This is a genomic window from Olleya sp. Ti.3.14 (genome assembly GCF_038154885.1).
Classification (GTDB): Bacteria; Bacteroidota; Bacteroidia; order Flavobacteriales; family Flavobacteriaceae; genus Olleya.
The window spans coordinates 351,054-372,574 of record NZ_JBAKAO010000001.1; the positions used below are offsets into that span (position 1 = coordinate 351,054).

Annotated in this window: 22 protein-coding genes; 9 read left to right on the forward strand and 13 right to left on the reverse strand. The window is 31.4% G+C overall.

All coding sequences use genetic code 11. From position 1 onward, the window contains the following. Positions 1-108: 108 nt before the first annotated feature. On the reverse strand, positions 109-621 hold the full coding sequence (locus tag V6251_RS01620; RefSeq protein ID WP_341586715.1) for a VOC family protein: 513 nt from the start codon (positions 619-621) through the stop codon (positions 109-111). Between the two features lie 131 nt (positions 622-752). Between V6251_RS01620 and V6251_RS01625 the strand changes: the two genes are divergently transcribed. Together V6251_RS01625 and fumC are read left to right on the forward strand one after the other, a co-directional pair. Beyond that, positions 753-1,058 (forward strand): winged helix-turn-helix transcriptional regulator, encoded by a 306-nt coding sequence (locus V6251_RS01625; RefSeq protein ID WP_341586717.1) that lies wholly within the window; start codon positions 753-755, stop codon positions 1,056-1,058. 148 nt (positions 1,059-1,206) lie between these two features. Next, the gene (gene fumC, locus V6251_RS01630) at positions 1,207-2,604 is read left to right on the forward strand and encodes a class II fumarate hydratase (RefSeq protein ID WP_341586718.1); all 1,398 of its coding nucleotides are present in this window, start codon (positions 1,207-1,209) and stop codon (positions 2,602-2,604) included. A gap of 153 nt (positions 2,605-2,757) precedes the next feature. Here the strand turns inward: fumC and V6251_RS01635 are convergent, their stop codons facing one another. Further along, on the reverse strand, positions 2,758-3,348 hold the full coding sequence (locus V6251_RS01635) for a Crp/Fnr family transcriptional regulator (RefSeq protein ID WP_341586720.1): 591 nt from the start codon (positions 3,346-3,348) through the stop codon (positions 2,758-2,760). A 157-nt stretch (positions 3,349-3,505) separates the two neighbouring features. On the opposite strand from V6251_RS01635, the gene hutI reads away from it, so the two are divergent. After that, positions 3,506-4,741 carry an imidazolonepropionase gene (gene hutI / locus V6251_RS01640; RefSeq protein WP_341586722.1) on the forward strand — a complete coding sequence of 412 codons (1,236 nt, stop codon included), beginning with the start codon at positions 3,506-3,508 and terminating at the stop codon, positions 4,739-4,741. Positions 4,742-4,841: 100 nt separating this feature from the next. On the opposite strand, the gene V6251_RS01645 is transcribed toward hutI, so the two are convergent. Continuing rightward, complete coding sequence (locus V6251_RS01645) at positions 4,842-5,726, reverse strand: chromosome partitioning protein ParA (protein WP_341586724.1); 885 nt, start codon at positions 5,724-5,726, stop codon at positions 4,842-4,844. Between the two features lie 94 nt (positions 5,727-5,820). Here V6251_RS01645 and V6251_RS01650 point away from each other — a divergent pair, with 94 nt between their 5' ends. The 3 genes from V6251_RS01650 to V6251_RS01660 are packed head-to-tail and all read left to right on the forward strand — an operon-like array spanning position 5,821 to position 7,611. Continuing rightward, a complete protein-coding gene (locus tag V6251_RS01650) occupies positions 5,821-6,849 on the forward strand; it encodes a formimidoylglutamase (protein WP_341586725.1) in 1,029 nt (342 codons plus the stop codon). After that, on the forward strand, positions 6,842-7,132 hold the full coding sequence (locus V6251_RS01655; protein ID WP_341586727.1) for a hypothetical protein: 291 nt from the start codon (positions 6,842-6,844) through the stop codon (positions 7,130-7,132). The genes V6251_RS01650 and V6251_RS01655 overlap by 8 nt, the downstream gene beginning before the upstream one ends. A gap of 2 nt (positions 7,133-7,134) precedes the next feature. After that, the gene (locus V6251_RS01660) at positions 7,135-7,611 is read left to right on the forward strand and encodes a GNAT family N-acetyltransferase (RefSeq protein ID WP_341586729.1); all 477 of its coding nucleotides are present in this window, start codon (positions 7,135-7,137) and stop codon (positions 7,609-7,611) included. 53 nt (positions 7,612-7,664) lie between these two features. Here V6251_RS01660 and V6251_RS01665 read toward each other — a convergent pair whose 3' ends face one another. From V6251_RS01665 to V6251_RS01705, 9 genes are all read right to left on the reverse strand, one after another. Continuing rightward, positions 7,665-8,714, reverse strand: a complete 1,050-nt coding sequence (locus V6251_RS01665) for a T9SS type A sorting domain-containing protein (RefSeq protein ID WP_341586730.1) — start codon at positions 8,712-8,714, stop codon at positions 7,665-7,667. A 243-nt stretch (positions 8,715-8,957) separates the two neighbouring features. Continuing rightward, positions 8,958-10,721 (reverse strand): hypothetical protein, encoded by a 1,764-nt coding sequence (locus tag V6251_RS01670; protein ID WP_341586731.1) that lies wholly within the window; start codon positions 10,719-10,721, stop codon positions 8,958-8,960. Positions 10,722-10,786: 65 nt separating this feature from the next. After that, on the reverse strand, positions 10,787-11,323 hold the full coding sequence (locus V6251_RS01675; RefSeq protein ID WP_341586732.1) for a hypothetical protein: 537 nt from the start codon (positions 11,321-11,323) through the stop codon (positions 10,787-10,789). A 67-nt stretch (positions 11,324-11,390) separates the two neighbouring features. Then, positions 11,391-12,626, reverse strand: a complete 1,236-nt coding sequence (locus V6251_RS01680) for a DUF6638 family protein (protein WP_341586733.1) — start codon at positions 12,624-12,626, stop codon at positions 11,391-11,393. A gap of 45 nt (positions 12,627-12,671) precedes the next feature. Continuing rightward, on the reverse strand, positions 12,672-13,256 hold the full coding sequence (locus tag V6251_RS01685) for an NUDIX domain-containing protein (RefSeq protein ID WP_341586734.1): 585 nt from the start codon (positions 13,254-13,256) through the stop codon (positions 12,672-12,674). Beyond that, positions 13,246-15,207: an AAA family ATPase gene (locus V6251_RS01690; RefSeq protein ID WP_341586736.1), complete on the reverse strand. Its 1,962-nt coding sequence runs from the start codon at positions 15,205-15,207 to the stop codon at positions 13,246-13,248. Before V6251_RS01690 ends, V6251_RS01685 begins: the two co-directional genes overlap by 11 nt. A 134-nt stretch (positions 15,208-15,341) precedes the next feature. Next, positions 15,342-16,403, reverse strand: a complete 1,062-nt coding sequence (locus tag V6251_RS01695) for a hypothetical protein (RefSeq protein WP_341586737.1) — start codon at positions 16,401-16,403, stop codon at positions 15,342-15,344. A gap of 60 nt (positions 16,404-16,463) precedes the next feature. Beyond that, positions 16,464-16,661, reverse strand: coding sequence for a hypothetical protein (locus V6251_RS01700; RefSeq protein ID WP_341586739.1), 198 nt, complete (start codon positions 16,659-16,661; stop codon positions 16,464-16,466). A 156-nt stretch (positions 16,662-16,817) separates the two neighbouring features. Then, a complete protein-coding gene (locus V6251_RS01705; RefSeq protein ID WP_341586741.1) occupies positions 16,818-18,158 on the reverse strand; it encodes a microtubule-binding protein in 1,341 nt (446 codons plus the stop codon). 168 nt (positions 18,159-18,326) lie between these two features. Here V6251_RS01705 and V6251_RS01710 point away from each other — a divergent pair, with 168 nt between their 5' ends. The 3 genes from V6251_RS01710 to V6251_RS01720 all read left to right on the forward strand — a co-directional run bounded on the left by V6251_RS01710 (position 18,327) and on the right by V6251_RS01720 (position 19,757). Beyond that, positions 18,327-19,109, forward strand: coding sequence for an MBL fold metallo-hydrolase (locus tag V6251_RS01710; protein ID WP_341586742.1), 783 nt, complete (start codon positions 18,327-18,329; stop codon positions 19,107-19,109). A 214-nt stretch (positions 19,110-19,323) separates the two neighbouring features. Then, positions 19,324-19,512, forward strand: a complete 189-nt coding sequence (locus V6251_RS01715) for a hypothetical protein (protein WP_341586743.1) — start codon at positions 19,324-19,326, stop codon at positions 19,510-19,512. A gap of 53 nt (positions 19,513-19,565) precedes the next feature. After that, positions 19,566-19,757: a hypothetical protein gene (locus V6251_RS01720; protein ID WP_341586745.1), complete on the forward strand. Its 192-nt coding sequence runs from the start codon at positions 19,566-19,568 to the stop codon at positions 19,755-19,757. Positions 19,758-19,820: 63 nt separating this feature from the next. Here V6251_RS01720 and ettA read toward each other — a convergent pair whose 3' ends face one another. Further along, on the reverse strand, positions 19,821-21,512 hold the full coding sequence (gene ettA, locus V6251_RS01725) for an energy-dependent translational throttle protein EttA (RefSeq protein WP_341586746.1): 1,692 nt from the start codon (positions 21,510-21,512) through the stop codon (positions 19,821-19,823). Between the last annotated feature and the right edge of the window lie 9 nt (positions 21,513-21,521).

Below are 21,521 nucleotides of genomic sequence, written 5' to 3' on the forward strand. Positions count from 1 at the left end.
AAAGATAAAGTAAACTTGTTTTTTATACAATACAAAGTCAAAAATTATTAACATAGTTGTTAATAACCTTATATATTATCCTTTATTACTTCAGATATTAGTCGATTTTTACTTAGCGTATGCACCTGATGAGTAAGTTAATTCGTAACTATGTGTGTAAACTTCAAACACAATACCAAATGGATCTTCCACGTAGCACATTTTAAACGGTTTGTCATCTGGATAATACGCTCTAATTGGCATTCTTTGTTTTCCTCCATACGCCACAATTTTTTCAACTAACGCTTCAATATTTGGGTCCTGAACGCAAAAGTGAAATAAACCAGTATTAAAAGGACTAAATTCTGGAGCTTCCTTTACACCATTTGGAAAAGAAAATAATTCTATTCCTATTCCATCAGACGTAGCTAAATGTGCAATTTCAAAAGTAGTCCAATCATCTCCAAAAACATCTATACACATCTGCCCTATTGCTGTTTCCTTTTCTTTTTTAACAATAAACGGTTCCATAATTACATACCATCCCATAACTTCAGAATAAAATTTAACAGCTTCCTTAATATCAGGAACCGTTATGCCTACATGAGAAAATGATTTTGGATAATTTTTTATTGTTTCCATAATTCATATTTTTTTTCAAAATTACTATATATTTGCCTTATAGGCAATAACTTACTTAAAAGTAATATAGTTACCAAAACGAGTAAATTATTGATTATAAGAAACATATAATTAATATTTAGATTATAATAATGAAATGTCCTTTAAATTATACTATGGGTTTGATTGGTACTAAATGGAAACCCTTAATATTGTTTCACTTAATAGATGGTGGTTTACGTTCTGGAATACTACAACGTAAAATTGAAGGCATCTCTAATAAAATGTTTACTCAAACGGTTAGAGAGTTAGAAAAAGATGGCTTAATAATACGTACCGTATTTCCTGTTGTTCCTCCTAAAGTAGAGTATAAACTAAGTAAACGCGGACAATCCTTAGAGTCTATTTTAAAAAGTATGGATACTTGGGGTTTAGAAGATTGTAAACACGTCGTTTAACTAAAATTAATCAATAATAAACTAGCAATATTGGTCTTTTTTCTACTATAATTCACCAAAGTTATTTTTATTAAAATTTTATAAACAGAGGATATTAAACTCTACAATTTTCGTAATTTCGTAATCTTAAAATTAATCAATCTTAATAATGGAATATAGAATAGAAAAAGATACCATGGGCGAAGTTAAAGTACCTGCAGATAAGCTTTGGGGTGCACAAACAGAACGTTCTAGAAATAATTTTAAAATTGGCAACGTAGCCTCTATGCCTTTAGAAGTGGTATATGGTTTTGCGTATCTTAAAAAAGCTGCTGCTTATACCAACTGCGAACTTGGTGTTTTACCAATTGAAAAAAGAGATCTTATAGCTAAAGTTTGTGATGAGATTTTAAATGGTCAACATGATGATCAATTTCCTTTAGTAATTTGGCAGACTGGTTCTGGAACGCAATCTAACATGAATGTCAATGAGGTTATTGCAAATAGAGCACACCAGATTGCAGGAAAAACTGTTGGAGAAGGCGAAAAAACAATTCAACCAAATGATGACGTAAATAAATCGCAATCATCAAATGATACGTTTCCAACAGGAATGCATATTGCTGCATACACTAAGATTGTAAAAACAACAATTCCAGGTGTAAAACAATTACGTGATACTTTAAAAAAGAAATCAGAAACTTTTAAAAACGTTGTTAAGATAGGTCGTACCCATTTAATGGATGCAACACCTTTAACTTTAGGTCAAGAATTTTCTGGTTATGTCTCTCAATTAGACCATGGATTAAAAGCTTTAGAAAACACATTGCCTCATTTAAGCGAAATAGCTTTAGGTGGTACTGCTGTTGGAACAGGTTTAAATACACCTAAAGGATATTCTAAGCGTGTAGCAGAATATATAGCAGAATTTACTGGACAACCATTTATAACTGCTCCTAATAAGTTTGAAGCTTTAGCAGCACATGATGCAATTGTAGAAAGTCATGGTGCTTTAAAGCAATTAGCTGTATCATTAAATAAAATTGCTAATGATATACGTATGATGGCTTCAGGACCACGTTCTGGAATCGGCGAAATTATTATTCCAGCAAATGAACCAGGAAGTTCTATCATGCCAGGAAAAGTAAATCCAACACAATGCGAAGCGTTAACAATGGTCTGTGCACAAGTCATGGGTAACGATGTTGCTATTAGTGTTGGTGGTACACAAGGACATTACGAATTGAATGTATTTAAACCAATGATGGCTGCAAATATTTTACAATCTGCGCAATTAATTGGTGATGCTTGTGTTAGTTTTGATGTAAACTGTGCTGCAGGAATAGAACCTAACCATGAAGTTATTAAAGAATTACTAAACAACTCATTAATGTTAGTAACTGCTTTAAATACTAAAATTGGATATTATAAAGCTGCTGAAATTGCTAATACAGCGCATAAAAACGGAACAACTTTAAAAGTTGAAGCTGTTAACTTAGGCTATGTAACTGCTGAAGATTATGACGAGTGGGTTAAACCAGAAGACATGGTTGGTGCTTTAAAATAGTACATTATAATATATCTTAAATTAAAAAACCGATAAGCTTACTTATCGGTTTTTTGTTAGTTAGTTATTAATTATAAATAGGGATGGTTTTAAATAACCATTACAAGTTTATAACTAATTAAATTTCTATTCATTAACATATGTTAATAAATATTATAGTTTTGCTCTAATCCTACTTAATTGCACTGGAGTGATACTTAAAAATTTTGCAATTTGATATTGCGGTATTAAATTATCAATCTTTGGTATAACTTTTCTTAATTTTAAATAACGCTGCTTCGCATTCATTGTTAGTAGCTCAATATGTTTAGCATCATGCTGACACAATAATTGTTCTAAAAACTTAGCATGAAAACCAAGTACCTCTGCATTAGTTTCACAAAGTGCTTTATACTTAAAGTAGTCAACCTCGTAAATTTCGCAGTCGGTTAAAGTTTCGTAAATACACTCAGAAGGCGTTTGATTTATTAACGCACGAAATGACGCTAAAATAATTCTAGGTACAAAAATTGATTTTGTTACCTCTTTCCCATTTTCTAATCTAACATAGGAGCGCATAACCCCTTTATTTATCATATATATCTTATTAGGAACGTCTCCTATATTTACTAAAACAGTTCCCGATTTAACTTGCTTAATATGAGCAATTTCATAAACCAAATTAAAAGATGCTTCAGATATTGGATAAAATGATGTTATATAAGATTTAATTTCATTGTAATACATTGGCTTTTCAGCTACCATAATAATTATTTACACACAGGTTAAATGTATCATTTTAAATGATGGAGCCTACAAATTTTCGATGTAGCGCATTTATATTAATATAATAAGTAATGTAAAAAGAATTATTCAGTACTATGCATTTTATCTATATTTGAACTTAAATTATTGCCCAATTATGACCATACTTATTACAAATATCAAGGAATTACTTCAAGTAAGAGATGAAACTATTTTAAAAGTTTCTGGTTTACAAATGAAGGAATTACCAACTATAAAAAACGCCTACCTGTTAATTGATAATGACACAATCGTAGATTATGGAGATATGTCTGACGCCACAGGTATAAATGCGGACCAAATTATTGATGCGTCAGGTAAATTGGTCTTACCTACTTGGTGTGACTCGCATACACACATTGTGTACGCTGGCGATAGATCTCAAGAGTTTGTAGACCGTATTAATGGTTTAAGTTATGAAGATATAGCTAATCGTGGAGGTGGTATTTTAAATAGCGCCAAAACATTACAAAACACTAGTGAAAATGACCTTTATAATCAATCTGTTACACGATTAAAAGCTGTCATGAAATTAGGAACAGGAGCTATAGAGATAAAATCAGGTTATGGTCTAACTCCTGAAGCAGAAATTAAAATGCTACGAGTTATAAAACGACTTAAAAAAGATTTTCCAATAAAAGTAAAAGCTACCTTTTTAGGTGCTCATGCATTACCATTAGCGTTTAAAGATAATAAACAAGGGTATTTAGATCAGATAATTAATGACATGTTACCTCAAATTGCTAAAGAAAATTTAGCGCAGTATATTGATGTATTCTGCGAAAAAGGATATTTTGATTTAGACGATACAGCACAGATACTTAAGGCTGGACAAGACTATAATTTAATTCCTAAAATACACGTTAATCAATTTAATGCCTTTGGAGGTATTGCTTTAGCTGTAAAACACAATGCCATAAGTGTTGATCATTTAGAAGAATTAAATAACGAAGACATTATTGCTTTAAAAGATAGTAATACAATGCCAGTTGCGTTACCTTCTTGCTCTTACTTTTTAAGTATACCATACACATCAGGAAGACAATTAATTGATGCTGGACTACCTTTAGCTTTAGCAACAGATTATAATCCTGGCTCAACACCTTCTGGAAATATGAATTTTGTTGTAAGTACTGCATGTATAAAAATGAGGTTAACACCTGAAGAAGCCATTAATGCTGCAACACTAAATGGAGCTTATGCAATGGGAATATCAAAACAATATGGTAGTATTACCAAAGGAAAAAAAGCTAATATAATAATTACTAAACCTATATCAAGCTATAATTATTTACCCTATGCTTTTGGTGATAACCATATAGAAACAGTTATAATTAATGGTGAAATAGTCTAGCAAACCACAAGTACCTTGTGTTTTAAATATAAAAAAACCTGAACGCATTTGCCTTCAGGTTTTTTGATATGGAATAAACAATTAATATTAGTTCAAGCTGTTATCTAAGTGTAAACTCAGAGCTTGAAACCAATTCGTTTGAGTTAAAAACGTTTACTTGGTAACGTCCTTTTTCAAAATCATCATCTGTACTATTTACTATAAATTCACAGATATCTAGATTTCCATTTTCGTAATTAAACTTACTTATAATACTATAATTAAGTGTTTGTTCACCAAACTTAATTTGTTGATTTACACCTAATATATTGTTTTTAGGATCTATAACTTGCACATACAATTCTTTATCTCCTGACTGTACTAATTTATTTTTAGCAACTGTATAGCATACTCTAATTTTATCGCTTCTTCCTGCTCTTTCAGTTGGAATAAGTTTACCATTGTTACGTTCAATAACTCCAAAACCCTTTAAATTTGCTGTTGTTAAAACTGCAGCATTTTCTACTACTTCAGCAAGCGCTGTATTTTGTACAACTAGAGAATCATTAAACATTCTACTTTCTTCATATCTAACATTAGTACTATCTAAAGTAGTCGCTAAATGCATATTTTCCACTTTTAATCTATCGTTTTCAGATAATAAAACATCCATTTCATCTTGTAATGCTAAATACTTCTTTTTGTATTTCCATAAACTACTAACGTTGTTTTCCGATACTTTTAACGAGTCTATTAAACTTTGAATACGCTCTCTAGCTTCTACTAAATTTTGGTTAGTCACTTGACTTTCGCTTAAAGCGACATCATATTTAGCAACCATTGTATTTAAGTCGTTTAAAACGTCATTTTTTTCTTGTGTTAATTGCTGCTCAGTTTGTTGTTTGTCTTTATACAAAGTCGATGTATAAATTCCGGTTCCGATAAATAAAGCTAAGGCTATACCTAACGCAACCTTCAAACCTGCACTTGCTGTTTTATTTGCCATAATTATTTGTTTTTAAATTGTAATCGTTAATTTTCTAGTTATTCTTTAATAATAAAAACGTAATTTTAATTTTTCAAAACTACATAAAAAGTAAATGGATAAATTAGTTTTATTTGATAACTCAATTATAAATAATCTACTAAATACTCGTCTTGGCGAAACTAAATTTGGAGAACACACTAACACGTTAACCAGCGTTTCAAATATATACGATTCTCTTAAACCTTTGGACGTCAAGTACGTTATTTTTGGTATACCAGAAGCTATTGGTGTGTTTGCAAATCTAGGTAAATCAGGCACTTCAACCGCTTGGGATGCTTCAATTAAAGTTTTGTTAAATATCCAAAGCAATGCTTTTACTAATGCCAAAAAAGTTTTGGTCCTAGGCCATTTAGATTTTACACAAGAGCAAAAACAGCTTTCTAAATTAAATCAAGATGATCCTAAGCATATCGCTAAAGCCAGAAAGTTAGTGGCTCAAATGGATACACATGTTGTAGATTTAGTGTCCAATATTGTAAAAGCAGGTAAAATACCCATCGCAATTGGTGGTGGACACAATAATGCTTACGGAATGATAAAAGGGACTAGCCTAGCTTTAAAACAACCCATAAATAGTATTAATTTTGATGCACATACAGATTTTAGAGCATTAGAAGGAAGACATAGTGGTAATGGTTTTAGTTACGCTTACGCTGAAGGTTTTTTAAAACGCTATTTTGCATTTGGGTTACACGAAAATTACACATCGTCACAAGTATTTACTCAATTTAAAGACAATAAACATTTAGATTTTAATACTTATGAAGCACTAGCTATTAGACAAAATTCAAAATTTAAAAAAGAATTACGACGTGCCAAAAAACATGTAAATACAACCCATTTTGGAATTGAAATAGATTGCGATGCTATTATAAACACTCCTAGTAGTGCGCAAACATCTAGTGGCTTTTCAGCAGAAAAAACAAGACAATTTTTACATTATTTTGCAGCACTTGACAATGTTAAATATTTACATATCTGTGAAGCTGTAGCTAAAAATAAAAAGGCCTCACAAGTTGGTAAACTAATTAGCTATTTAATTACAGATTTTATACGCTCAAACTCTAATAAAAATGACTAAACTACAAATAGAATACATTAGACTAACATTAGCTTTACTAGTATTTGTTTTTATAATTACACTTCTTTTTTTACATATTAATCAAGTTAATTTAAATTGGTTTACAACATTATCAAGTGTTATGACCTTACCTGCTTTAGGATTAAGTATTGCAATTCCTATTTGGATGATTGTTGATTTATTTAGAAAAAAAGTAGCAGACAAGTCTATATTTAACCTAACCTTTTTTATATCTGTAATTTCAATTTTATTGTTATTATTTGCAATTTATATTTTAAAGTAAAAATGAAACCTACTATTAACATTATCCCTTTTGATAAAAAATACGCCAAGGATTTTTACGTACTAAACAGAGAATGGTTAGAACACTATTTTTATGTTGAACCTTATGACGAAGAGGTGTTAAGCAAACCTGACCAACACATCATTGATAAAGGTGGTTATATATTTTTTGCCAAATTTGAAGATCAAATCGTTGGTACCTATGCCTTCATGCCCTTAAAAAATGAAGCTGGTTTTGAATTAACAAAAATGGCTGTATCACCAAGTTTAAGAGGTCATAAAATTGGTCAACAATTACTAGAGCATTGTATTAATTTTGCTAAAGCCAAAAACTTTGAAAGACTACTACTCTACTCTAATCGTAAATTAGAAAATGCCATTTATTTATATCATAAATTTGGTTTTAAAGAAGTCGTGTTAGAAAAAAACACACCATATAAACGTGCTGATATAAAAATGGAATTTGACTTAAAGGAATAAAAAAAGCACTAAAAAATTTAGTGCTTTTAATTTATAAGATATTAAGTAACCGTTTACTTTTTAACAAACTTTAAAGTATTACCATCTTCTAATTTAAATAGGTATAAGTCACTAGATAAATTTTGAATATCTATACTTTCATTTTTTTCAACTTTACCTTTTAACACTTGTTGTCCTAAACTATTATAAACAGTATAATTTAAAGCTTTTTCCATGTTAGACACTTTTATAAAGTTACTTGATGGATTAGGATATAATTGTAAAGATTCACTTAAAATAAAACTATCCACAGTTAAAGTAGGTAAGTTGTATTTAGAAATTCTGTTTGCATCAAATTCAGCTATATAAACTTCGCTAGTATTAGCTGCTAAACCAATCGGAGTTTGTACTCCAGACACTAAATCTTCCTTAGTAGGTACTGCTGCTAACATATCTACTTTTGAAACTTTATTTGCAGTATACTCTGCTACATATAACGTGTTTCCGTTTATAGTCAAATCGATAGGAGAATTAAAGCCAGTAATAAAATCTGTACCTGTTGTTGCACCTGAAGCTACATCAAGTGTGGACACTTTATTACCTGAAAACTCAGCAATGTACAGTATATCATTTTTAAAAAAGATTCCGTAAGGTGCATTAAATGCGTTAGCAACTAAAACAGCGGTTGGCACTGCATCTGTTAGATTTATTTTAAAGATTGAATTACTACCTGTTTCTGCATAATAAAGTTCGTCTCCTTTAATAGCTAATCCTGTTGGATTATTTAAACCAGAAATTACTGTTGACATTGTTGCTGTTGGTGCAGAAATATCAATTCTAGATATTTTATTACCAAAATGTTCTGCCACATAAATAAAGTTACCTGTTGCAACAATACCCATTGGTCTATTTAATCCTGTAATAACATTTGATTTAGTTGTTGGTAATGGAGCAGTAATATCTAATTTAGAGACAATACCACTGTTAAACTCTGATATGTACAAGTCGTTACCAGACAATGATAACCTATAAGGGTTAGTTGTACCAGTTGTCACAACAGTTGTTTGAGCATTGATTGTAAAGATACCAAACACTAAAAATAATAAATTGTAAATTTGTTTCATAAGCGAATTTTTAAGCCTTAAAAATTAATTTTCGGCAAAATTTAGGATAGGGGTTTTTAATTAGATTTTATTAAAAAATTGAAATAATAGCTACATTATTTCAGTTGCAAAAATATATTTAAAAAGGTTAAAAAAAGTTCCATTTGTACCAATTTAATTACCATTGGTCGTTTTTTTCTTACAATAAAAAACCTGTTTACAATAGCAATATTATAAACAGGCTTAATATAATTAATTAGTTTTTTACTTATTTTCCAACGAGTCTATTTTGCGTTTTAATTTAGCAATATCGTCTGCTTCTCTTTGCTTGACCATAGAGTCATATTTACGCTGTAAGACCTCTAGAGATTCTTTTTCTTTTATTGTGTTGCCTTTTAAATCTGTAGTATCAATAGCTATAAATTGATCGTTTAAATCTTTCATTATAGCTTCTACTGCTTTTTCATCGTCCATATAGTAATCATCAATACCTTCACTTGCTCGCCAAGCTTCATTTAATTGATCGTAAACAGATTTTTCCCACTGACTTGGGTGTTTTGCATCTATCCAAACAACATCTCTATATTCGCTATCAATTAAAGCTAAATCTGGTGTTGCAGAACCATCAAATTGTGCTCCTTCTGCTTTTATTGAAGATATAGTTCCTAAAAAGAACATACGTTTACGACCTGCTATATTTTTAATGTATGGTCTAAACTCGACAGGTTTATTTACAGACCAATCATATTCTTTTCTGGATTCAATAACCTTTAAAGGCATTGCCGAAACACCAGCGTAACCTTGTTTTTTAGAGGCATGATCATAATAATATAGTTTGTTTGTTCCATCTGCTGGCACAAATACGCTAAACGTTAAACTTGTACGCTCATCGCCAACAGGCTCTAGACCAAACCAATGATACAAACCACTATAGGCATCAGATTTTGAATCTGAAAAATCAAAATCCGTCACAAATGGTTGTTGGTTTTGATCATCCGGAAGATTAGGTATCTTAACAGCTGTTTCCATGTTCCAAGGTAATGGATCACTAAATCCACCTAAAAACTTAAGCGATTCGGCTTGTAAACGTGATACTTTTTCTGATAATGTATTTTGACGTGTCAAATAAGGATGATTCTTCATATCTTCTGGTGCTATAAAGGTTCCTTTACCTATCGTAACACGCTCAATATAATCGCTAAAATCATGTGCACCACTATCTATTACCATTACACCTCCAAAGGTTGGATAAGGGAAGAAAAAACCTTTCCATTTAATTAAACTTACCACTTCTACCCATTGACCATTGTCATTTTTCATATAAAACGTATCACTTGGTTCGTAATTAAATAGCATCCATGGATTAAAACGTTGTACTACTGCATTGTATGTGTTTCTGCTAAATTTTAAAGACTCACCAATAGAAAATGTGGTTGAAATTCGGTTTTCGTTAGAGAAACGAGGAAAAGGTGTTGTACTTGAGACTGAAAACACTTCTTCAGTATTATCACTAATCCCTTGCCACACATATTTTTCAGTAGGTTGAATTGCCATAGTCCATTTGTTCTCGTCATCCACTCTTACTAAATGTGGTAATGAGACATCTTTGGTTTCTCCGACGCTTTCATTAGCCATAGAAAAAATGTTTCGTAAAGGTTGGATACGTTCGTTTTGTGTTAATGGTAATTCATTAATTTCAACTTTATTTAAATTATTAAACACGTTATACGTTTTCATATAGTCGTATAGTTGATAGTGCCAACCTGCAACATAAAGCACTCCAAAAAAGGCTAACAGTCCAGCAAGTATCCCTAAACGTTTACCTGTAGATGCCGAGTTGCGGAAGCTACGAAGTCCAAAAAACAGAAGGATTCCACTTAATAAAATGACGAAAATATATTTACGGAAAAATAGTAATAAGGGTTGATAGTCATCCCTTAAAAAAAATAATAATGCAATTACAATTAGTGCCAAAATAATAACTATTGCTTTTTGCTTTCCGCCTTGATTCCAATACTTTTTAATCATATATCTTTAATTTAGGTATACACCTTTACTTAAACCTAGTTTTTTTTTGCTTAACTCCGAGAAAACTACATTAGTCCTTTATCCTTAAGACGCTCTCTAGCGCTTTTTTCTGGTGCTTTAGGTGTTTCTTTTATTTCTTTTTTAGCTGCTTCTACAACTTTAGCATCCTTATTTTTAAAGTCTTCTAAAAACTCTTTTCCTTTATTTAAACCATCTTTTACTACATCTTCTATTGAGTCTGATTGCTGCTCAATCACCTCTCCTGATTTAAGCACAAAATTTGCAACATAAGTTCCTATTAAAGTTCCGAAAATAGCAGAAGCAAATGCTGAAATACCATAATAAGTACTAAAAATAGCTATTGGAGTTAAAAACTGAATGATTAGCGCTGCAATTAAAAATGTAAATGCAACAAATAAAACTCGTGGTAAAACGTCTTGTTTATAGATAAATCCTTTTGGATTCCCTGGTTTCATCTGTAACTCTTTGCTATTAAAAACTTTATTAAAAAAGCGATAAACACCATTGCTTTTAGACTCTGTCCAATAAATAAAAATTCCGAAAAGAATTGCTCCAAAAAATATAATAATTTCTAAACCCATGGTTATACTTGTTTATTGATTAAATAAAGGTCGCCATTGCAACCTTTACTAAATTAGTCTATAATTTTTAAATATTGTTACTTACGGTTTCTATAACCCAATCTTTAAATGAGTCGTCCCATGTGTTATATTGTCTATAAAACTCTTCTTTATCATACCAATACAAGAATAAAACATCTTTTGGAGACACATTAATTAATAATTTCCATATTAAATCTTGATGCTTTGCTGTTAATGAAGAGTGTGGTACATGCAATGCATTAAACAAATTAAAATCTACTATATCTGCTATTTTGTATTGGTTACTAACTTCTAGTTTATCCAAATACAACTCTACTCCCATGATGCGTTTTCTGGTATCAATATCTAGTTTATTTAGGTAACTTTTAAACAATACTGCATCATTTAAAATATCACGTAATGGATGTTGCGTATCTTTTAACGCCATAGCAAATTCCATTTTTTTAATACGTTGGTATCTGTCTGTGTTTAAAGCTTCTTCCAAATGGTGTTCAATAATAACATGATTACGCAATTTGTCCATTAATTCTGGCTGCTCAATATGAAAAATAGTAATGTCGTGAATCGTGTCTTTAATAGCTTCTTTGTACCATTTAAGATTTTCAAAAACAATAATTGGCGAAATAAAATCACGCAAAACATAAACACCTCCAAACGACTTTGTGTAAAATGAATCTGTTTGATATTGTAAACTATGTAAGCTTAAATCGCGTCCACGTAAATCGCCATATGTTTGGGCTGATTCTAAAAGTTTTGCATGTAAATCTTCATCAATAAAATTATTACCTTGTTTAAAAGTATCAATTAATTGCTGTTGCTGCTTTTGTATTTGATCTAAGTTATTTATTAAATGAAATTTGATATAAACCTTATCGTATTTAAGCACATCAAGTGGTTCATAAAAAGCATCAATATCTTGGTCAAAATCTATACATATAGCAGAATCCCTTGTAATATCATTGATTTTTTGACCATGAACTTGAAACACCTGCTTCATCATCTCTCTATCAAAACTATGAAAAGGCGAATAGACAGGTTTTCCTTTTTGTAAAGGTGAAATAATTATGGCATGTGGATTAGCTTCTCCATTATTAAGGTACATGGTTGTTCCTTTTTCTTCTGCAATTTCTGGACTATAACCAATCCCATCAATAGAAAAATGGGTCAGTTTTGTTGGTGTAAACCCTAATTTTTGAAGGCATAGATTATAACGATCTACCAACTTACCACTAATGGGAATAAGCTCACTTCTGTAAAGGTTTGCTAATTTTAGTTTATTCATTACACCTTTTAATTTCTTTTATTATTGTTTATCACAAGGTTACGGTTACGCGTCAAACACATTATTTATTTGCGCATACTGCAACAAACAAATGGTTTTTATATCTACTAGTTGACCAGTTTTAATCATTTGTAAAGCTTCTGTAAATGGTATTTCTAACACTTCAATATCCTCATGCTCACTATCCAAACCACCTCCATCATTAACTTTCATATCCTCTGTATACTCTGCAGTAAAATAATGTAAAATCTCAGTCAATGCTCCTGGAGAAGAATAGGCCTTAAATATTTTATTAACTGTGTTAACTTTATAACCAGTTTCTTCTTCAATCTCTCTAATAATACAAGCTTCTGGTTGGTCGTTATCCAACATTCCAGCACAAGCCTCTAGAACAAAACCAGAGTCATTTCCGTTTAAAAACGTTGACACTCTAAATTGTTTGGTTAAAATAACCGTTTTTTTAACCTTGTTGTATAATAAAACTGTTGCTCCATCACCTCTATTATAAGATTCGCGTTTTTGATTTACCCAAGATTCATTTTTCATTTTATATGAAAACGACACCTCGTTTAACGTTGCCCAACCTTTGTATAAGGTATTTATTACTACATTTTTTATTTTATTGCCCATTACTAAATAAGTCTCGTGCTTTAGTTTCTATATTTAACTGGTTGATTCTAGCGTCTACTTTACGTTTAAAGTCCGTATCTGCAATTGTTGCTACATTATCTAAATATCTTACCACTTCTTGTCTTCTAATTTCTGAAAAGTTTAAACCTTTCATGTTAGATTTCATTAATTCTTGTAACATATTAAACTTAGTATCATAATCTTTTTTGAAATACGTTTCCGGATTATCAAACCAGCTTTGTTCCAAATCAAAATCTGTTAAACGTAGCGACACTGCACTTTGGATATTACGCACATCTCTGGAAGAGAAAAATGGAAATATCTTTTGAATCTCTTTATATAAAGTCGCATAAAATTGGTGCGAGTTTGTTTTATGTTGTGTTTCTGCTTTATCGTAAGCTTCTAAAACACGTAATTCCGTTGGTTTATCTGATACGTTTAAGATTTCTCCCATATTTGTTGCTAGTCCTTGATCCTGTAAATATTTATAATCTGCAGGTCCTTGCATGTTAACAAACTCTGGCATAGTCTTATCCAGTTTACTCCACCATAAATGATCTTGATCTAAAAAATCATGTTCACTACGTGCACCATCAATTTTAAAACGACCTTGGACACGTGATATAACTGCTTTATCTAACATTTCTGGAAGGTTAGTAAACAACCCAATCGAGCTGTTACCATAATTAACTGCGTAAGCACCTTCTGTATATCTTAAAAAGACACCAATGACCTCTTTTACTCCTGCTGAAACACCTTGTGCTGTTCGCTCTTGTAAGTTATTTTCGGCATCATCGATAGGTGCAAAAATTAATTTTGAAGGATCTTGCATGGGTTTCATCCAATCCACCATCTTCTCAGCAGATCCACCTTGAAATGTACTAATTAAAGTATCTGGCATTGGGTGGAATAAAAACGGAATATCTAAATTATCGCAATGTTCTTTTAATCTAGTTGCAATTGCAGCAATTAACATACTTTTTCCTGTTCCTGGAATACCATAACCCATAAAAACTGGCATAAAACCACCAAGCTCTTGAAACGGGTTTTTCTTTGCTTCAAAATCGTAACTCAACATACGCTCTGTCAAACGTCTTGCAAAGTGTTTTGCATCTCTGTTACCTACAATTTGCTCAAATTGAATTTTATTAAACTCAACACTTTTTGCGGTACCTTGAAAGGTGTTTTCCCAACCAGAAATAGCAAAATCACTGTTTTCTAGTTTATATGTTCTGTCAACAATGGTCTCAGTATATTCTAAACTACTTCTTCTTAAACTAATCTCTGCTAACAAGGCTTCAAAATATACCACAGTAAAATCTGCAACGTCTTTATCTGATTTAACAATATCTGGATGTGCTAAATATTTATCATAATAAAACAATGTACAAGAGACACTTTTTAATGGTGATAGTAAAGAAACTTCTGGAATACCAGCAAATTTTTGCTTCATAACACTTAAATCGTCAGAAGCATGAGGTTTTAACAAGTGTAAAATTTTATAAGCAGTCGCAAATAACATAAACGCACTTGCTGTTTGCATCTTACTTTCATACTCACGTCTACCATCATTATCTAAAGCCGATTTACGCTCGTTTAGACTAGATAAACCTGAGGCATCATAATAACTGTCTTTGATCCAAATCCCTAAAGTTAAACCTTCTTGTACTGCGTATAATGTTTGATTTAAACGAATTGGTATGGCTACCGAATCTGGTAATAATCGCTTTTTTAATGCTAAAATGGTTTTTGAAACCGAAGTGATTGATGCAGACGATCCATTATTTGCTTTAGATAGGTATAATAATATTGACTCATCTTTAGCGTCTTTATCTTTATTTTTTGCTCGAGAACCTTGCTCCCAACTGATACTTTTTAAGTATGATGAAGCTTCGTCACGTAAAACGTCTAATTCTGATTTTTTTATAGGGAAGGTTGAGTTGTGTTCCATGTAATTTTAGTTTTCGGTTTGTCGTCGCATTATACAGTGATTACTCAAATATACTTACGCTTCTTAAACTTTAAATATTTATTTTTTTTAAAATCGCAACACTACAAAACTGAGACTGCGATTGTAAACTGTTTTTAATTTTTATCAATTTTTAAATCAGATACCTGAAAAGGTGGTTTTGCCAACTTATTCATAATCTCTGGATTTTTATTGTATAGTAATTGGATGATACGATGTGGTGCAAATACGTAACCTTCTTTTATTGGTGTACTCCAATTTTGGAGTGTTTGTTTGCTAAAATATCCACCTTCTTTAAATTGGCCACCTGTAAATACTTCGTGTACTTTAAAAGATAAAGCATAGGCTTCTAAAGGGATTTCTTTTTTACCTATTGCTTCTAGAATGGTGTGCGTTAAATCGTTATCGTCTTTAGCAAATACGTTATGAAAAGCACCTATATCCAAACGTTTTATGTGTTTTGGAAATACATTTTTTAATCGTCTATCAATACCATAAGCCATAGTATCCATATTCATTTTACGATCTGCCACTGTTTTTAAAGTGTCATATATGTCTTCTTTTTCTTTTAATGGATCTTTACCATCATAATCAAAGTACATATAGCAAATAAAGGGACGGTTTAAGGAGACATCGTAAAAACTCCAACTGGTCATGTAAGCTGCCTGACTACCTTCTGGTGCTTTTATAATTTTACCTTGTACAAAACGGTTAAAAATATATTGCTGCTCTACTGATGTGTAATATACTATTGATGCTGCTTGAAATAATTTATCACGTCTAACAGGTTGTTTTTTGCGTAATAATTGGTCCAGAAATTCGTCTTGAAGTTCTGACACATCTTTTAATTTGTTTAAATAGTTGTCGCGTAAAGACAGGTCGTTATATAGGTATCTAAACTCTAAATAATTAGGAAAACCAGAATCTGTAACATCTACCTTCATGTTGTCTTCCTCATCGTACATGTATTTGACACGCATGGCTTCTATGGAGTATAGTAGTAAGTCGCAGTATTGCTTAAAGAAAACAATTTCTTGTGGAGTACATAAGCCATTTTGTTGTACGCCAACAATTAATTCTTTTAAAGCAAAATCTACCTTTTTATGATAAAACACATATTGATCTTTACTATCTAATATAGATGAATCTAATGGTGTGACAATGTGGTTTATACTCATTTTAAATGTTCAATATTCAGTTGTTATAGTCCGTTTAAAGTCTGTTAGGCTTTGAATGTTTTAATTATGATAACCCTTTTTTTTATTTGTTATATACTTAAATAATGCCCAAATTAGAAAACCTCCAAAAAAGGTAATATTAGACCAACCTATTATTTGACCTATAAATGTATTACTGATTTTTAGGATGTAAATACCAAGTAAAATAAAACCTATCATGATTATGATTGCAATTACTAGTCTTAATTGTTTTGACATTTTACTTTTGACTTTTATTTTTGATTTGCACTTTAAGGTTTGAGTAAGCGCGTTAAGGATTGAAGTGGCATCCTTTTGCTTTTTTGCAAAAGATATAACGTAAAGCCTGACCTACTTTAGCCCTTAAAAGCTAAAGTAGGTAACGCTAAATTAATTTTAAGACAATAAATCGTCGTTTGATGCTTCTGGTTTTGGTGCTCCTGCTGGTGCATCGTCTCCTGAAGGTGTTGTGTTATCTGAGTTATAATACTCTTCAAAAATCTCTTTCATGTCAATACCGTAACGGTCTGCAAAATTCTTTTGGATATCCACATCTTTTGCTCTAATCTCATGCAATGCCTCTGCATAACTGCGATAAACGCCTTGCATAACTTTTTCGTGCACTGGAATATTGTCCATCATTTCTTGACGTGCTCTTGCACTTGCAGTATGCATTGATGCTAAGGTTTCTCCGATATGCTCGTCTGTTTTAACTCCTAAATGCTCTAAAATAGCAGCAAACTCTTGATCTGTACGTGCTTTTAAAGCCACGACATAACCGTCGTAATATTTAAGACGCTCTTCTGTATCTGACTTTAATTTTGCACGATGCGTTTGCAAATTACTACGTAAAGACGTCAATACTTTGATTGTTAAATTATGCTTATGTACAAAACTATCTTTAGAGGCAGCAAGGGTTGTATAGGCGTTTTTAAGTCCTTCTAACTCTTCTACTTCTTGCTCTAGTTTTGTTACTTTTGATAGTGCTTCAGAGTATTCTGTAGATTGCTTATCTGCAACTTCTTCTAGTGCTTGACGTGCTTGTTTAAGTAATGCGTATTGCGTTTCTAATTTAGCTTCAGTTTCGGCTTTTTTCTCTAAAGCTTTGGTATGGTTTTTAGATGCTTCTACGATTGCATCTTGTAACTTATCTTCTACTTCTTTAATTTCAACCTCACGATTTTTAAGACGTGTTACTGCTGCTTGAGATTTGTATGACAACTCACTTAATAGTGTTTGTATATCTGCACTCTCGATACGCTCTTGAAACATCGCTTTTGCTTTGTTGTCTGCTCCTGCACGTACTTTTGTGGCTGCTTCTAAAGCTTTTTCAGCAGCTTTAATTTTGCTTTTACGACCCCAAAGGTTATTCCACCATGTGTCAGGTTTGTTTTGTGCGTCTTCTAACTCGATTTTAGAACGCTCTAATGCTTTTTGAGCATCGTCGATTACTTTTTGTTCTTTGTCATTTAATGATGAAAAACGCTCAAATAAAATACCAACCTCGTCTTGGTAGTCTGTTAAGTCTTTAATAGCATCTAAAAGTGTGGTACGATCTTTTTCTGCCATACCGACAACGTCGTCCAACGTTGCGTTTAAGATTTTTTGACGACTTTCTGGATCGTCTTCTTGTGCTAATTTGGATTTCATGGTATCAATTGCTTTTCCCCAATTGACATCTACTTTTTCTGTTTTTTCGTTAGCGTTTGTTTCTAATAAATCAAAATCATCAGACATATATATTCTTGTTTTTAAGGTTGGACAAATTTTGTGTAAGCAATTTCGTTAAAAAATATTAGTTGTGGAAATATTTGTTGCTCATATTATAAGTATTAATTGTTATAAAAATGTTACAAATAATTTTGACCAATAAAAAGTAAGTATCTTTATAATAAAATTTTTAAAATGAAAAAATTAGCACTACCTATATTAATAATAGCCTTACTATTAACAAGTTGTAAAGGTGAACCAAAAACGAAAATTGTAAAAACGGAGGTTGAAACTACAAAAACTGTCAGTAAAACTTTAGAAATCACACCTATTAGTCACGCAACAATGGTCTTAAATTATGGTAACGAAACCATATATGTAGATCCTACAGGAGGAAAAAAAGCATTTGAAGGTCAAAAAGACCCAACTATTATTTTAATAACAGATATACATGGTGATCATTTAAGTATTGATACTTTAAAAGAGTTGCAACTAAACAATGCTTTGTTAGTTGTGCCTCAAGCAGTAGCTGATACATTTAAAGCAGATTTTAAGCCTATGATTCGCATTATAGCTAATGGACAAACTGCTGTGGTAAAGGATATCCCGTTAGAAGCAATTGCAATGTATAATTTACCGGAAGACGAGACCTCTAGACATCCTAAAGGACGTGGTAATGGTTATATTTTAACTTTTGGTAGAGAACGTGTTTACATCTCTGGAGATACTGAGGATATTACTGAAATGAGAGCTTTACAAAATATTGATAAAGCATTTGTATGTATGAATTTACCTTACACTATGACTGTAGATAGTGCTGCTAGTGCTGTTTTAGATTTTAAACCTAAACAAGTGTATCCTTTTCACTACAGAGGAAAAAATGGTTTGAGTGATGTTGCTAAATTTAAAGCGTTAGTTAATGAAGGTAATCCTGATATTGAGGTTATCCAATTAGAATGGTATCCTGAAGAAAAATAATTATTATATTTGTAATATCCTCAAATTGATAAAATATGATTTTAAAAGACTTAATTTTAAATGTAATTATATTAGAAATTGATACTATTTGGCTACAGAAATTAACCACAATATTGTCCATAGCCTTATTAATAATGATTGTTTTGTGTACCTTGAATATTTATAAAGTATACCAACTTAAGAAAGAAATTAAAAGGCTTAAAACTAAATAATCATGATTCTAGCTGTTCAAATAATATATGGTATACTGTTTTTTACATTAGTGTTTTTATTACCAATTTGTAAATCTTTTATTTTAAAAAGAAAATGGAATAGAGCATTACGCCAATTTGACATTAAAAATAGCGAAATTGAAAGTATAGATTTATTCAATTACAAAACTAATAATAATCATATTTATTAAAGTGAATACCCACTTAATACTAAATTAAAATAAATTTAATCATGGATTTGTGGATGACACTTACTTTTTGGATGCTTTGTTTTGCTTTTGTTTTTATTCTTATTTTAATGATAAAAAAACAAATGAAAATAGATAGAAAAGAAATTGCGCTTGATCTGGAGAATAAAAAAATAGAAACGTTATTAAAATCGCAAAAAGATAGTAATAACTATACAGATTTTACTGATAGTCATTTATATCAATAAAAAGAAAACATAAAAAAAGCAGACTAATTAGTCTGCTTTTTTTATGCTTAAAAATTAGTAAACTTATCTTACCAATTTTTTATACTTGATACGTTTTGGCATTAAATCTCCACCTAAACGTTTTTTCTTATTCTCTTCATACTCACTAAATCCACCTTCAAAGAAATAGACTTGAGAGTCACCTTCAAACGCTAAAATATGCGTACAAATACGGTCTAAAAACCATCTGTCGTGAGAAATTACTACTGCACAACCAGCAAAGTTTTCTAGTCCTTCTTCTAATGCACGTAATGTATTAACATCTAAATCATTGGTAGGCTCATCTAAAAGTAATACGTTACCTTCTTCTTTAAGCGTCATTGCTAAGTGTAAACGGTTACGCTCTCCACCAGATAATAGTTTTACCTTTTTATTTTGCTCACCTCCTGAGAAGTTAAAGCGACTTAAATAAGCTCTAGAATTTACTTCTTTTCCACCCATCATGATCAACTCTTGCTCATCACTAAAGTTTTGCCAAATGGTTTTTTCTGGATCAATATTGGAGTGTTTTTGATCTACGTAAGCAATTTGAGCAGTTTCTCCTACTTTAAACTCACCTTTATCAGGCGCTTCTTCACCCATTATCATTCTAAAAATTGTGGTTTTACCTGCTCCGTTTGGACCAATAACACCAACAATTCCTGCTTGAGGTAAATTAAAATTTAAATCTTCGTATAGTAATTTATCATCATACGCTTTGCTTACACCAATCGCATCAATCACATTAGTTCCTAGACGTGGCCCATTTGGTATATAAATTTCAAGTTTTTCGTCAAGTTGTTTTTGATCTTGACTCATTAACTTATCATAGTTTTTTAAACGTGCTTTTTGTTTTGTTTGACGTCCTTTAGCACCTTGTTTAACCCATTCTAGCTCACGCTCTAAAGTTTTTTGTCGCTTAGATGCTGTTTTGCTTTCTTGAGCCATACGTTTAGATTTTTGATCTAACCAAGACGAGTAGTTTCCTTTCCATGGGATACCTTCACCTCTATCTAATTCTAAAATCCATCCTGCTACGTTATCTAAAAAATATCTATCGTGCGTTACAGCAATTACAGTTCCTTTATATTGTGCTAAATGGTGCTCTAACCAATGTACAGATTCTGCATCCAAGTGGTTAGTAGGCTCATCTAATAATAAAACGTCTGGTTCTTGCAGTAATAAACGACATAAAGCCACACGACGTCTTTCTCCTCCAGACAATACACCTATTTTTTTATCACCATCTGGCGTACGCAACGCATCCATAGCAATTTCTAACTTTGTGTCTAATTCCCAAGCATTAGATGCGTCAATTTGATCTTGAAGCTCTGCTTGACGATTCATAAGTTTTTCCATTTTGTCTGCATCACTGTAGACTTCTTCTAAACCAAACTGATCGTTAATTTTATTGTACTCATCAAGAATAGCCACAGTTTCTGCAGCACCTTCACGCACCACTTCCATAACCGTTTTATCGTCATCTAATTGAGGTTCTTGCTCTAAATATCCTACTGAATAACCAGGTGAAAAGACAACATCTCCTTGATAATTTTTATCTACTCCTGCTATAATTTTAAGTAATGTAGATTTACCAGAACCGTTTAGACCTAAAATTCCAATTTTAGCGCCATAAAAGAAGCTTAAGTATATATTTTTAAGTACTGGTGTTTGAGCACTTTGAAATGTCTTGGTCAAACCAGACATTGAGAAAATTACTTTTTTATCGTCAGACATATAATTTTT

Coding starts and splice junctions, on each gene's coding strand:
- V6251_RS01620 (WP_341586715.1), bottom strand. CDS start 621: ATGGAAACAATAAAAAATTATCCAAAATCATTTTCTCATGTAGGCATA.
- V6251_RS01625 (WP_341586717.1), top strand. CDS start 753: ATGAAATGTCCTTTAAATTATACTATGGGTTTGATTGGTACTAAATGG.
- fumC (WP_341586718.1), top strand. CDS start 1,207: ATGGAATATAGAATAGAAAAAGATACCATGGGCGAAGTTAAAGTACCT.
- V6251_RS01635 (WP_341586720.1), bottom strand. CDS start 3,348: ATGGTAGCTGAAAAGCCAATGTATTACAATGAAATTAAATCTTATATA.
- hutI (WP_341586722.1), top strand. CDS start 3,506: ATGACCATACTTATTACAAATATCAAGGAATTACTTCAAGTAAGAGAT.
- V6251_RS01645 (WP_341586724.1), bottom strand. CDS start 5,726: ATGGCAAATAAAACAGCAAGTGCAGGTTTGAAGGTTGCGTTAGGTATA.
- V6251_RS01650 (WP_341586725.1), top strand. CDS start 5,821: ATGGATAAATTAGTTTTATTTGATAACTCAATTATAAATAATCTACTA.
- V6251_RS01655 (WP_341586727.1), top strand. CDS start 6,842: ATGACTAAACTACAAATAGAATACATTAGACTAACATTAGCTTTACTA.
- V6251_RS01660 (WP_341586729.1), top strand. CDS start 7,135: ATGAAACCTACTATTAACATTATCCCTTTTGATAAAAAATACGCCAAG.
- V6251_RS01665 (WP_341586730.1), bottom strand. CDS start 8,714: ATGAAACAAATTTACAATTTATTATTTTTAGTGTTTGGTATCTTTACA.
- V6251_RS01670 (WP_341586731.1), bottom strand. CDS start 10,721: ATGATTAAAAAGTATTGGAATCAAGGCGGAAAGCAAAAAGCAATAGTT.
- V6251_RS01675 (WP_341586732.1), bottom strand. CDS start 11,323: ATGGGTTTAGAAATTATTATATTTTTTGGAGCAATTCTTTTCGGAATT.
- V6251_RS01680 (WP_341586733.1), bottom strand. CDS start 12,626: ATGAATAAACTAAAATTAGCAAACCTTTACAGAAGTGAGCTTATTCCC.
- V6251_RS01685 (WP_341586734.1), bottom strand. CDS start 13,256: ATGGGCAATAAAATAAAAAATGTAGTAATAAATACCTTATACAAAGGT.
- V6251_RS01690 (WP_341586736.1), bottom strand. CDS start 15,207: ATGGAACACAACTCAACCTTCCCTATAAAAAAATCAGAATTAGACGTT.
- V6251_RS01695 (WP_341586737.1), bottom strand. CDS start 16,403: ATGAGTATAAACCACATTGTCACACCATTAGATTCATCTATATTAGAT.
- V6251_RS01700 (WP_341586739.1), bottom strand. CDS start 16,661: ATGTCAAAACAATTAAGACTAGTAATTGCAATCATAATCATGATAGGT.
- V6251_RS01705 (WP_341586741.1), bottom strand. CDS start 18,158: ATGTCTGATGATTTTGATTTATTAGAAACAAACGCTAACGAAAAAACA.
- V6251_RS01710 (WP_341586742.1), top strand. CDS start 18,327: ATGAAAAAATTAGCACTACCTATATTAATAATAGCCTTACTATTAACA.
- V6251_RS01715 (WP_341586743.1), top strand. CDS start 19,324: ATGATTCTAGCTGTTCAAATAATATATGGTATACTGTTTTTTACATTA.
- V6251_RS01720 (WP_341586745.1), top strand. CDS start 19,566: ATGACACTTACTTTTTGGATGCTTTGTTTTGCTTTTGTTTTTATTCTT.
- ettA (WP_341586746.1), bottom strand. CDS start 21,512: ATGTCTGACGATAAAAAAGTAATTTTCTCAATGTCTGGTTTGACCAAG.